This is a genomic window from Mesorhizobium sp. B2-4-12 (assembly GCF_006441575.1).
GTDB lineage: Bacteria > Pseudomonadota > Alphaproteobacteria > Rhizobiales > Rhizobiaceae > Mesorhizobium.
Map to the genome: position 1 here is coordinate 24,947 of NZ_VFVC01000027.1, position 12,175 is coordinate 37,121.

Annotated in this window: 12 protein-coding genes and 1 pseudogene; 6 read left to right on the top strand and 7 right to left on the bottom strand. The window is 63.7% G+C overall.

Annotation, left to right across the window (positions count from 1 at the left end; genetic code table 11):
* Window positions 1-53 precede the first annotated feature (53 nt).
* Window positions 54-2,132: a hypothetical protein gene (locus tag FJ934_RS17005; RefSeq protein WP_140610746.1), complete on the top strand. Its 2,079-nt coding sequence runs from the start codon at window positions 54-56 to the stop codon at window positions 2,130-2,132.
* 169 nt (window positions 2,133-2,301) lie between these two features.
* Here FJ934_RS17005 and clpS read toward each other — a convergent pair whose 3' ends face one another.
* From clpS to FJ934_RS17025, 4 genes are all read right to left on the bottom strand, one after another.
* Complete coding sequence (clpS, locus tag FJ934_RS17010; protein WP_010911143.1) at window positions 2,302-2,607, bottom strand: ATP-dependent Clp protease adapter ClpS; 306 nt, start codon at window positions 2,605-2,607, stop codon at window positions 2,302-2,304.
* Between the two features lie 140 nt (window positions 2,608-2,747).
* Window positions 2,748-3,062 carry a hypothetical protein gene (locus FJ934_RS17015; protein WP_140610747.1) on the bottom strand — a complete coding sequence of 105 codons (315 nt, stop codon included), beginning with the start codon at window positions 3,060-3,062 and terminating at the stop codon, window positions 2,748-2,750.
* Window positions 3,063-3,225: 163 nt separating this feature from the next.
* On the bottom strand, window positions 3,226-3,498 hold the full coding sequence (locus FJ934_RS17020) for a hypothetical protein (RefSeq protein WP_140610748.1): 273 nt from the start codon (window positions 3,496-3,498) through the stop codon (window positions 3,226-3,228).
* A gap of 38 nt (window positions 3,499-3,536) precedes the next feature.
* Window positions 3,537-3,836: a hypothetical protein gene (locus FJ934_RS17025; RefSeq protein ID WP_140610749.1), complete on the bottom strand. Its 300-nt coding sequence runs from the start codon at window positions 3,834-3,836 to the stop codon at window positions 3,537-3,539.
* A 280-nt stretch (window positions 3,837-4,116) separates the two neighbouring features.
* Between FJ934_RS17025 and FJ934_RS17030 the strand changes: the two genes are divergently transcribed.
* Both FJ934_RS17030 and FJ934_RS17035 read left to right on the top strand, forming a co-directional pair.
* Entirely contained in the window at window positions 4,117-4,833 is a 717-nt protein-coding gene (locus FJ934_RS17030) for a response regulator transcription factor (RefSeq protein ID WP_140610750.1), read from the top strand.
* The gene (locus tag FJ934_RS17035) at window positions 4,830-6,239 is read left to right on the top strand and encodes an ATP-binding protein (RefSeq protein WP_140610751.1); all 1,410 of its coding nucleotides are present in this window, start codon (window positions 4,830-4,832) and stop codon (window positions 6,237-6,239) included. The genes FJ934_RS17030 and FJ934_RS17035 overlap by 4 nt, the downstream gene beginning before the upstream one ends.
* Window positions 6,240-6,304: 65 nt before the next feature.
* Here the strand turns inward: FJ934_RS17035 and choV are convergent, their stop codons facing one another.
* The 3 genes from choV to FJ934_RS17050 form a co-directional block, all read right to left on the bottom strand.
* A complete protein-coding gene (choV, locus tag FJ934_RS17040; RefSeq protein ID WP_140610752.1) occupies window positions 6,305-7,486 on the bottom strand; it encodes a choline ABC transporter ATP-binding protein in 1,182 nt (393 codons plus the stop codon).
* A complete protein-coding gene (gene choW, locus FJ934_RS17045) occupies window positions 7,483-8,337 on the bottom strand; it encodes a choline ABC transporter permease subunit (RefSeq protein ID WP_140610753.1) in 855 nt (284 codons plus the stop codon). Before choW ends, choV begins: the two co-directional genes overlap by 4 nt.
* A 135-nt stretch (window positions 8,338-8,472) precedes the next feature.
* On the bottom strand, window positions 8,473-9,408 hold the full coding sequence (locus FJ934_RS17050; RefSeq protein WP_140610754.1) for a choline ABC transporter substrate-binding protein: 936 nt from the start codon (window positions 9,406-9,408) through the stop codon (window positions 8,473-8,475).
* Between the two features lie 261 nt (window positions 9,409-9,669).
* Here FJ934_RS17050 and FJ934_RS17055 point away from each other — a divergent pair, with 261 nt between their 5' ends.
* The 3 genes and pseudogenes from FJ934_RS17055 (at window position 9,670) to FJ934_RS17065 (ending at window position 12,139) form a co-directional block, all read left to right on the top strand.
* Window positions 9,670-10,281, top strand: coding sequence for a thymidine kinase (locus FJ934_RS17055; RefSeq protein WP_140610755.1), 612 nt, complete (start codon window positions 9,670-9,672; stop codon window positions 10,279-10,281).
* A gap of 104 nt (window positions 10,282-10,385) precedes the next feature.
* Window positions 10,386-10,774, top strand: a pseudogene (locus tag FJ934_RS17060) (cytochrome c family protein).
* Window positions 10,775-11,050: 276 nt separating this feature from the next.
* Window positions 11,051-12,139: a hypothetical protein gene (locus tag FJ934_RS17065; RefSeq protein WP_140610756.1), complete on the top strand. Its 1,089-nt coding sequence runs from the start codon at window positions 11,051-11,053 to the stop codon at window positions 12,137-12,139.
* Window positions 12,140-12,175 lie beyond the last annotated feature (36 nt).

Genomic DNA, 12,175 nt, shown 5'->3' on the forward strand with positions numbered 1-12,175 from the left:
TTTGTTACGCTCCCCACGCGGATCGGCCCCTCCCCACAAGGGGAGGATAAGGCATGAACTGGTCGATCTCCTTCGAACCGCTGATCTCCTGGCCGCTTTGGGCCCTGGTGCTTGTGCCGCTGGCGCTGCTTGCGCTTGTCGGCCTGTGGTTTCGCCAGCGCGGCGCGGTCCTTCGCTTCGTCGCCCTGCTGGCGCTCGCCGCCGCCCTCTTCAATCCGGTATTCCTCAATGAGGAGCGTGATCCGCTGAAGAGCGTGGTTGCCCTCATCGTCGACCGCAGCCAGAGCCAGGATATTGGCGACCGCACCAAGCAGACCGATGAGGCGCTCGCCGGGCTGCAACAGCGTCTTGGCCGCTTCAAGCAGTTCGACGTCCGGGTCGTCGAGGCCGGCAAGTCCGACGCCGCCGAGGAGCGCACTGAAACCCGGCTGTTCAGCGCGCTGGAAGGCGCCTTCCGCGACGTGCCGCCCTCGCGCGTCGGCGGCGCCATCATGATCACCGATGGCGAGGTGCATGACGCGCCTCCGGGCGCTGCCGACTTCAACGCCCCGCTGCATGCGCTGATCACCGGCAACGAGCACGAAAAGGACCGCCGCATCCGCTTCGAGAACGCGCCGCGCTTCGGCCTCGTCGGCAAGCCGCTCGACATGACCTACCGCGTCATCTCGACGGAGAACGAGAGCGGACCTGTCGATGTGCGCGTTTCCGTCAATGGCGAACAGGTTTCGGTCGAGCACGCCACCGTCGGCCAAGCGATGCCGCTGCAGGTGACCATTCCGGGCGCCGGCCGCAACATCATCGAACTCGCCATCGACCGCGAACCGGGCGAATTGACCGATACCAACAACCGCGCCATCGCGCTGGTCGACGGCATCCGCGAGAATTTGCGCGTGCTGCTCGTCTCCGGCGAGCCGCATGCCGGCGAGCGCACCTGGCGCAACCTGTTGAAATCCGACGCCTCGGTCGATCTCGTCCATTTCACCATTCTGCGGCCGCCCGAGAAACAGGATGGCACGCCTATCAACGAATTGTCGCTGATCGCCTTCCCGACCCGCGAACTGTTCGTCGAGAAGATCAAGGATTTCGACCTCATCATCTTCGACCGCTACCAGCACCGCGACGTGCTGCCGATCCTCTATTACGACTACATCTCCGAATATGTCGAAAAGGGCGGCGCGCTGCTGATCGCCGCCGGCCCCGAATATGCCGGAGAAAGTTCGATCGCGCGTACGCCGCTGATGTCGGCCCTGCCCGCCATGCCGACCGGCGAGGTGGTCGAAAAGGCCTTCTATCCACGCTTGACCGATCTCGGCCAACGTCACCCGGTGACGCGCGGCCTCGACGGTTCGGCCACAGAACCGCCGCACTGGAGCCGCTGGTTCCGCACCATCGGGGTGCAGAACCCGCAAGGCGAAGTGGTGATGAAGGGGGCCGACAACCGGCCGCTGCTCCTGCTCGACCGCAAGGGCGAAGGCCGTGTCGGCATGCTCCTGTCCGATCAGGGCTGGCTGTGGGCGCGCGGCTTCGAGGGCGGCGGTCCGCATGTCCAGCTCTACCGGCGCATCGCCCACTGGCTGATGAAGGAGCCTGAGCTCGAGGAAGAGCGGTTGACCGCCGAGGGACGCGGCATGGTGCTGGAGATCCGCCGCCAGACGATGGCCGACCAACCCGGCCCGGCACAGATCATCACCCCCTCCGGCAAGACCTTGACCGTCAAGCTCGAGAAGTCCGAGCCCGGCGTCTTCCTCGGCAGCGTCCAGACCAGCGAGATCGGCCTCTTCCAGGTCGCCAATGGCGATCTCACCGCGCTGGCCCATGTCGGACCGGTCAACGCGCCGGAATTCGCCGATGTCGTCTCCACCGAGGACCGGCTGAAGGCGCCGGCGGAAGCCACCGGCGGCAGCGTGCGCCGGCTGACCCCGTCCGCCGCTACTGGCAGCGAGGTGAGCCTGCCTTCCATCGTGCCGGTGCGCTCGGCCGGCGCAGCCTCCGGCAGCGACTGGATCGGCCTGCGCACCACCGACGACAGCGTCCTGAAGGCCGTCTCGCGCGTGCCGCTGTTCGGCGGCTTCCTCGGCCTCGGCCTGTTGCTTCTGGCGATGGGCTCGATGTGGTACCGCGAGGGAAGATAGCGGCGGCGCCCTTTTCCATCTCCCCGTTTGCGGGAGATGATGCCCGAAAAGGCGGACGAAGGGCAGCCTACGCTGGGACGACCGGCCCTGCCCTCCGCTATGGCTCCGGGCGTTCGTCGCTTTAATCGACAAATTGTTGTCGATTAATCGCCCGGCGGGCGACCACTCCTCACTCCTCCGGCTCCGTCGTGAACAGCAGCGGGTAGCCCTTGGCCTTGCCGGCGTCGGTGGCCCGCGTCGCCTTGGTTTCGGCGACATCCTTGGTAAAGACCGCGACGACGCAGACGCCGCGCCGGTGCGCGGTGATCATGATCCGGTGCGCCTGGTCTTCGCTGAGCTTGAACTCGCCCTTCAGCACCGTCACCACGAATTCGCGCGGGGTGAAATCGTCATTGATCAGGATGACCTTGTAGAGCTTCGGCCGCTCGGTCTGCGGCTTGACCTTGGTTCGCGGTTTTGTGGTGATTTCTGGCATCGGAACCGGCAGTTTCCCGATCGGGCTTCGCCTCGCATTTTGCCACGCGCGGCAGCGATCGTCCATTTTGGATTGGCATGCAGACCGTCGGCGGGCCGGCCCGGTCATTCACGTTCATGTGGGAAATTGTCGGTCGCGGTTCAACGGCCCTGACGGCCGAAGATGCGGCGATTTGCGTCGGCATCCGCCCGGTGTTCCATCCATGCCGCGATCGGCCACGCGACGACGCAGATCAGCGTCACGCTGGTGAGCAGGATCAGCAGCCAGGTCTGTGCCGGCGTGATGTAGTCCCACTTGCTGGAAATGGCTGGCGCAAACAGCGAAGGCTCTGTGCGCCCGCTCGCCGGATCCGGCACCGGGCTGGCGGTGAGCAGGATCAGCACCCTGGCAATGCCGGTGGCAACCAGGCCGCCGAACACTATCGAGCGCAAAATGGACGAAAGCCGCTTCTTCATGCGGGCAGTCCTACAGGGCCGGCGTTGCAAACGGGTTAAGGCAGGTCGAAGCGCGTGACCGGAAGCCACCGGTGCTCAGTTTCCGATCAAGCGCATGGCAGAAGGCCGCCCCAGCCGGTTTGCGGCTGGGGCGGCCTTGATGGAGAGGTGTCCTGGGACCTGATTAGGCCTTCTTCGGAGCAGCCTTCTTCGGAGCAGCCTTCTTGGCGGATTTCTTGACCGGGCACTTATGCTTCTTGGTCACCTTGCAGGCCTTCGCGGCCTTCTTCATCGGAGCAGCCTTCGCGGCCGGAGCGGTGGCGGCAGGCGCAGTGGTGGTCGTGGTGGCAGCCGGAGCAGTGGTCGTGGTCGTGGTGGCGGCGGCGTTGCCGAGAGCCGGCATCGAGAAGGCGAGAGCAACGGCGAGGCCGAGGGCGGACAGGAGGGACTTTTTCATGGCTACGTTTCCTTTTTCTTGCGGGTCGAGTTTGAGCGTCACTGAACTGGGTCGTTCGGTGTCACTCCAAGCAGCTTCAAAGCGTTGGCGAGCATCCGGATGCCCTGCGCCTGTTTCTTGGCGGCGCAGTACCGGTTGCCCTTTCTCTGAAGTGCCTTTGCCGCGGTGACCTGCGTTGCCGTGGCATGGGTTTCGAGTGCTTCATCAAATTGGTGGCTGAGATTGGCGCACCGTTCAGTCCGGGTGAGCGGCGCCTTTGCATCGGATTGTCCAACAGCGGTGGTGACCAGGCCAAGACCCAGCAACGCACCCAAGAGACTGATCGACAACCTTGGCATCGGTTTATCCGCGAACCCGGAGACTATCGTCGCAGCCAATGACCTGACCGCCACGGCACCGTTATGCCGCCCTACCTTTTCAGGAGTTTTTCCGGATTGTAGAATTTTGTTTCTGGATTGTTTCTGGCTCGCCGGCGGAAAGCCGCCAAATGCTCTCTATGCGGGAAAGCGGTATTCCTTCCACCTTGAAATGCAAGGCACTGGCCAACATATGGCCCGAATTCTATCGTGTGGCTCAGCCACCAAGAATCGCTTTGCCGGCAACCGAGACGGGGCACCTGTGAAATCCGACGCACACATACTGATCGTCGACGACGACAAGGGCATCCGCGACCTGCTGCAGGAGTTTTTCCAGAAGCGGGGCTTGCACACTTCGGTTGCCGCCGATGGCACCGAAATGGAAACCATCCTGCGCCGTGCGCAGGTGGACCTCATCGTGCTCGACGTCATGTTGCCCGGCAAGAGCGGGCTGGAATTGTGCCGCGAACTGCGCGCTCAGTATTCGACGCCGATCATCATGCTGACCGCCGTCACCGAGACGACCGACCGGGTGGTCGGGCTGGAGATGGGCGCCGACGACTATGTGCCCAAACCCTTCGATCCGCGCGAGCTGCTGGCGCGCATCCGCGCCGTGCTGCGGCGCAATGGCGCCGCCGAGCCGAAGCGCGCCACCCCCAAGCAGATCTACCGCTTCGCCGGCTGGACGATGGACTGTTCGCGGCGCCGGCTGACCGCGCCCGACGATGTCAGGGTCGAGCTGACCATGGCCGAGTTCAACCTGCTGCAGACTTTCGTCAGGAGCGCGCAGCGCGTGCTGACCCGCGACCAGCTCATCGAGCTCTCCGGCGGCGATAGCGACTATTCCTTCGACCGCAGCGTCGACATCCTGGTCAGCCGGCTGCGGCGCAAGATGGAAGATGATCCCAAGACGCCCAAACTGATCCTCACCGTGCGCAGCGGCGGCTACCAGTTCCTGCCCGAGACGACTTCCGAATGAGACGTTTCCTGCCGCAGACCTTGCCTGTCTGGGTGCTGCTGATCGTCATTGCCGGCCTTTTGATCAGCCAGGTGGCGACGCTCTATATCGTGGCGCACGACCGCGCCGCCGCCAATGACGTGGTCGACCTCTACCGCCTCAACGACCGCGCCTATTCGCTGGTGCAGCTGATGAGCGGCGCCACGCCCGAGCAGCGCAAGGCGACCGCCGCGGGCCTGTTCAACTCGACCTATGCGCTCACCGTGTCGGACACCCCCGCCGTCACCTCCTCGATCGCCGGCGACGACGAACTGGCCGAACTGGAAGACATCCTCGTCGGCCGGCTGTCGAAGTTCGGCGTCACCGACGCGCGCGTGCGGCGCGACCCGGCGACGCGCGAGGCAGACGACGCCGGCGGCATGGTGTCGGGCCCCGATATCGGTCAGGTGGAACGCGACCTGCTGGTCCTGGCCGCCGACTTTGCCCAGAGCGACAAGCTGACTGCCTCGCTGCGCTTCGCGGACGGCCAGTGGCTGAACTTCACCGAGCCGATCACGCCCGTCGGCCCGATCCTGAGCGTCGACAGCCTGCCGCTCTACTCGCTGATCGCCGGCCTGGTGGTGATCATGTCGATCTGGTCGCTGCGCCGGCTGACGGCGCCCTACCGGATGATGGAAACCGCCGTGAACCGGATCGGCAAGGACCTGAAGAGCCCGCCGATCGCCGAGTCGGGCAGCCGCGAGGTCCAAGCAGCCGCCAGGGCGATCAATGCCATGCAGGCCAGGCTGCGCGAATATGTCGAGGACCGCGAACACCTTGCCGCCGCACTCGCGCATGACCTGCGCACGCCGATGACGCGCATGCGGCTGCGCCTGGAACTGTTGCGCAAATCGGCGGTTCGCGAGGCGCTGGCGCATGATCTCGCCGATGTCGAGAGCATCGCCAGTTCCGTGATCGACTTCGCCACTTTCGAGGTGACCGAGGAGAAGAACGAACGCATCGACTTCTGGTCGCTGGTGGAATCGATCGCCGACGCCTATCCGGATGTCTCCTTCGACAATGACGATACCCGCTCGCGCGGTCTGATTTGCATGGCGCGGCCGGTGGCGCTCAGGCGCTGCGTCACCAATCTGGTGCAGAATGCCGTCACCTACGGCAAGAAGGCGCATCTGAGCCTCCACCGCTCGGAGAGCACGATCACGCTCGCCATTCGCGACGAAGGGCCTGGCATACCGCAGGCCCAGATCGATGCCGTGTTCGGCTCCTTCGTGCGGCTGGAACAGTCCCGCAACCGCCAGACCGGCGGTCTTGGTCTCGGCCTCACCATCGCGCGCAACATCGCGCGCGCCGCCGGGGGCGAGATCCGCCTGTCCAATCATCCGGATGGTGGACTGCTGACGGAGTTGCGGCTGCCGCTGGCGACCTGAATTAGGCTATCTTCCGGCGACGCAATTCCAGACGGAAAACCGTTTCACACTTTCCTGGAATTGCCCTACCGCCGCAGCACCGCGCTCAGCACGTCGCGGATGCCGATGGCGCCGACAAAGCGCGACTGGTCGTCGAACAGCGCCACCGGTGCCGTCTGCGAACGGTGCATGGCCAGCATCACGGTCTTCAGCGACGTGCCGGGATTGGCCCAGAATACCTGGGCGCTCTCCTCCGGCTGTCTCTCGACGTCGGCGCAGGACACCCACACCGCCGGCTTGCCGTCGCGTTCGGCCGCCGCCACCAACCCGTGCTCGTCGATTTTGAAGCGCGTCGTCTTGCGCCGGTCGAGCCACACCCAGCCGTCCGTGCCGTGTTCGAGGTCGCGGCGGTCGCGCATCACGTTCCAGGCGGTCAGCACCGACAGCGGGTTCACATTGGCGATGAAGTCGCGGACATAGTCGTTGGCGGGCCTGAGCACGATGTCCTCCGGCGCGCCGGTCTGGACGATGCGGCCGCCCTCCATGATGGTGATATGGCTGCCGATCTTCAGCGCCTCCTCGAGGTCGTGGCTGACGAAGATGATGGTTTTCTTCAATTCCGCCTGCAGCTGCAGCAATTCGTCCTGCAGCTTGGTGCGGATCAGCGGGTCGAGCGCCGAGAACGGCTCGTCCATCAACAGGATCGGCGCCTCGGTGGCGAAGGCGCGCGCCAGGCCGACGCGCTGCTGCATGCCGCCCGAGAGCTCATGGGCGTATTTCTTCGACCACTGGTCGAGATTGACCAGCTTGAGCTGCCTGTGCACACGTTCCTTGCGTTCGGCGTCCGGCACGCCGGCGAGTTCGAGACCGAGGCCGACATTTTCCTCCACCGTGCGCCAGGGCAGCAAGCCGAACTGCTGGAACACCATCGCCACCTGCTTCTGCCGCAGCCGCCGCAAGGTCGCCTCGTCGCAGGTGACGACATCGACCGTGCGGTCGCCGTCCTTGACCAGGACCTGGCCACGCGAGACGACGTTCAAGCGATTGACCGCCCGCAGCAATGTCGACTTGCCGGAGCCCGACAGCCCCATGAGGACGGAAATCTCGCCCTCGTGCACGGTCAGGCTGGCGCCGGCGCAGCCCAGCACATTGCCGGTCTTCTCGAGGATCTCGGCGCGCGTCGCGCCCTTGTCGATCATCGCCAGCGAGCCCGCCTGATCGGCGCCGAAGACGATGTCGACGTTCCTGAAATCAACGGCGACGGTCATTTCTTGCCTCCAACGCCAATGCGGGTCATTCGGTCGAGCACGATGGCGAGAACGACGATGGCCAAGCCTGCTTCAAGCCCGAGATCGATGCGGCGTGAGCCGAGCGCGCGGTTGATCTCGGTGCCGAGGCCGCCGGCGCCGATCAGGGCGGCGAACACCACCATCGACAGCGACAGCATGATCGACTGGGTCAGCCCCGCCATGATGGTGGGCAGGGCCGAGGGCAATTCCACCTTCCACAGGAGCTGGCGCTTGGTGGCGCCGAACGCCTCGCCTGCCTCGATGATCGACTTTGGCACGGAAACGACGCCGAGATGAGTAAGCCGGACAGCGGTCGGGATGACGAAGATGATGGTGACGATGAGGCCGGGCGCGTTGCCGAGACCGAACAGGGTGAGCACCGGGATCAGGTAGACGAAGGTCGGCAGCGTCTGCATCAGGTCGAGCACCGGCAGCATGACGCGATAGACCTTCGGCTTGTGCGCCGCCCAGATGCCGAGCGGCACGCCGATCGCCATCGCCATCGCGGCGGCGGCGACGACCAGCACCAGCGTCTGCACCGTCTGCTTCCAGAGGTTCTGGTTGATGATGAAGATCAGGCCGAGGAAGACGGCAATGGCGAGCGGCCGCGAACGCTGCAGCAGCCAGGCAATGACGGCGATGACGAGCGCCAGCAGCACCGGCGGGACCATCAGCAAAAGGTTGACCAGCCCGTCGAGGATGAAATTGAGCCCGTTGGAGAAAGCTCTGAAGACGGTGTCGAAATTGTCGGTGAGGAAACCGAAAAACGACTTTCCCCAGGCGCCGATCGGGATCTTGTGATCGACCATGAATTTGGAAATCGGATCCATCTCACCCCTCTTCCGCCGGAGCTCTGTCTTTGGCTCCGTACTGTCGCGACGTCATCTTGTCACAGCATATGAAAAAGGGCAGCCTTTTCCAGATGGCTGCCCTTTTCTTTCGGTCATGCCGAAATCAAAGCCGGCTCAACCTCCAAGCGCGGTCTTGACCGCCGCCGCCGCATCGCCGCCGTCGAAGGTGGTGACGCCGGCAATCCATGGCTTGACCGCGTCCGGATTTTTCTTCAGCCAGTCGGTCGCGACCGTCTGGGCGTCGCCGCCCTTCAGGATGGCGTCCATCATCTGGCCTTCCATGTCGAGGTTGAACTTCAGGTTGGCGATGAACTTGCCGGCATTCGGGCACTCGGTTGTGTAGCCCTTGCGCACATTGGTATAGACGGTGGCCGCGCCGAAGCCGCTGTCGCCCATGCCGTCCAGATAGGTGATCTTCATGGCGCCCATCACCGGATGCGGCGTCCAGCCGAGGAAGGCGATCCACTCATTGTTCTTCATCGACTGCTCGGCCTGCGTCAGCATGCCGGCCTCCGAGGACTCGACCAGCTCGAACCCGGCGAGGTTGTCTTTCGGATTCTTGATCATGTCGAGGATGATGCGGTTGCCGTCATTGCCGGCTTCGATGCCGTAGATCTTGCCGTCGAACTTGTCCTTGAACTTGCCGAGGTCGGTCAGCGACTTGACGCCGGCATCCGCGACATAGGTCGGCACGACGATGCCATAACCGGCGCCGGTCAGGTTCGTGCTGATGGTCTCGACCGAACCGTCGGCGGTGTAATCCTTGATGTCGTTGGTCATCGACGGCATCCAATTGCCGAGGAAGACGTCGAGGTCCTTGTTCTTGAGCGACGCCATCGTCACCGGCACCGACAGCTGGATGACCTTCGGCTCATAGCCGAGCGCGGTAAGCAGCACCGAGGCGAGGCCGGTGGTGGCCTGGATGTCGGTCCAGCCGACATCGGAGAGACGAACAGTCTTGCAACTCGCCGGATCGCCGGCAAAGGCGGCACTCGTGGACAGGAAAGCCGCCAGGCCGAGGCCGGCGACGAAAGAATTCATACGCGACATGTACTTTCTCCCATTGCGATTCTTTGCGAGGCGAAGTTACGGTTTTTCTGCCCGCCTTGTTTCGTCAGCCAAACACCATTCTCGTGCGGTTTCAAGCATCAAGGCAATCACGATCAACGGCGCGGGCTGGCCAATCAGCGACACGGCCGACGCTATGCCGACCCGGCCTGACCTTGTCGGCGCCGGCCCGTGACGGCTTTTTCAGGGGAATGCGGCGGCAGGCCCTCCCCGCACCGCGGCAAGTCGGCGTAAAAGAGCGGCATGGCCAAGCTCTATTTCCACTACGCGACGATGAATGCCGGCAAGACGACCATGCTCTTGCAGGCATCGTACAATTATCGCGAGCGCGGCATGACGACCATGCTGTTCGTCGCCGGCCACTATAGCAAGGGCGACAGTGGCGTGATCTCGTCGCGCATCGGGTTGGAGACCGAGGCCGAGATGTTCCGTGACGGCGACGATCTGTTCGCCCGCGTCGCCGAACATCACGGGCGCAGCGCCGTGCATTGCGTCTTCGTCGACGAGGCGCAGTTTCTCGAGGAGGAGCAGGTCTGGCAGCTCGCCCGCATCGCCGACCGGCTCGACATCCCAGTCATGTGCTACGGCCTGCGCACCGATTTCCAGGGCAAGCTGTTTCCCGGCTCGCGCGCCTTGCTGGCGATCGCCGACGAGCTGCGCGAGGTCCGCACCATCTGCCGCTGCGGCCGCAAGGCGACGATGGTCGTGCGCCTCGGCCCGGACGGCAAGGTTGCCCGCCAGGGCGAACAGGTGGCGATCGGCAAGGACGTCTATGTCTCGCTCTGCCGCCGCCACTGGGAAGAGGAAATGGGCCGCGCCGCGCCCGAAGATTTCATCGGCTTCACCAGGGCCTGACCGGGCGCGCGGATCACGTATCGGCCCCGATCTCGCCCACGATGCAGCGTTTGTTAAGGCCCCCGTCCTACAAGGCCATCAGCCAGAGCTCACCGGGGTCAGCCATGCTTCGAGCCGTTTTGTCAGCCAGCACCCTTCTTCTTGTCACCTCGCTTGCCGCTCATGCTGGCGGTGACCCGGTGCTGGGCAAGCACGTCTTCAACCGGTGCGTTGCCTGCCATGAAGCGGCTACCGACCGCGACAAGGTCGGCCCGCATCTGATGGGTGTCGTCGGCCGCACGGCCGGAACCGCCGAAAGCTTCCTCGGCCACTATTCGGAGGCCATGAAAAGCGCTGGCGCCGCCGGTCTTGTCTGGGACGAGGCGAACCTTGCCGAATACCTCAAGGCGCCCAGCTGAAGGTGCCCGGCAACAGGATGGCTTTTGGTGGCCTCAGCAGCGATGACGACATCGCCAACGTCATCGCCTATCTGAAGGCCGACCCAAAACCCTGAGCCGGCTGCAACTGGTCAGTTATTTGTCGAATTCGGAGGGCATCCGCCTCGGCGGAGACTGACTGCTTTGCCGGCATGAAAGTTCAAAATCAGCTGAACTATGACTGGCTGGCCAGTTGATCACGCTATGATCACGGCTCCATTGGCTTTCAAGGGCGCGGCCGGATATTTTGTTTTCGCATCGCCCTTGTCGTCGCGCCTTTCAATCCCCGGATGCCCCACTTATATTCGCCGCTGTTCGCAACCAGCGACCTGATGCCGAAGTGGGAGGCCCTTATGGCGACATTGCAGGATTTCGACGCCGAAATTGCCAAGACCAAGCAGGTCGTCCAGGACATGCGGGCCAGGATCGAGCAGTCCGGCACCATGCTCGACACGCTCGCCACATCGGGCAAGAAGATCGGCGACGCCAATTTCGACATTGAGAACGCCCGCATCGAGGACGTGCTGAAACAGCAGAAGGTGATGGAAGGCAACATCGCCGACCTGATCATCGGGCTCGAGGACGCGACCAATGTCTTCGGCGCCGAATTCGAGAGCATGAAGAACTATACCGGCTGGGAGAACTTCGTCGGCGTCTTTTCGGCGCAGCGCAAGCAGCGCATGCGCACCGACCGCGTCCGCAACATGTCGCTGGCCGGCAACCTGCAGGAACTGCTGGCCAAGTCCGACGCCATCGTCGGCATCCTCAAGGCGCAGAAAGAGATCCTCGACCAACGCTACAAGACCTCCGAGGCCAGCCTGTCGCAAGTGATCGAGCGCCGCAAGACCACCATGACGAACCTCGAGGCCGTGCAGAAGCGCATCGAGGAGCTCAATCCGATGCTGCTCGACATCGAGAACAAGATCGCTGCCTCAACCAGCCAGAAGGATCGTACCCAGCTCGAAGGCGAGCGCTCGAAACTGGCCACCGAATACAATGAGAAGCAGGCCAAGGAGCAGGAACTGCTGGCCGAGAGCCAGACGCTGGAGCGCTACACCTCGATGTTCCAGACCTTCGTCGATTCGCTCAACAACCAGATCGCCGCGCAGTCGACGCTGATCAACAAGCTGACCATCGATACCGAGCAGCGCATCGTGCTCTACAAGGCGCTGGAGGATTCGTTGAAGACCGCCGCCCAGCAGGATGTCGCCCACAAGATCAACACTCTGGGCAGCCAGGTCGACAACACGGCCGAGGAAACCATGGCCGGTATCGGCGCCGCCTCGCAGAAGCACATCGGCGACCTCTTGGAGATGCACGAGAAGAACATGGTCGCCACCGCCGACATTCAGCGCCGCAAGAAGCTTGCCGACGACGCCTTTGCCCGCCGCTTCGACGAGGTGCTGAAGAAGCACAATTCGGCCAACTACGTGCAGTCATAATTGCCGCCATAATTGCCGCACGCACAGGTGCGACGT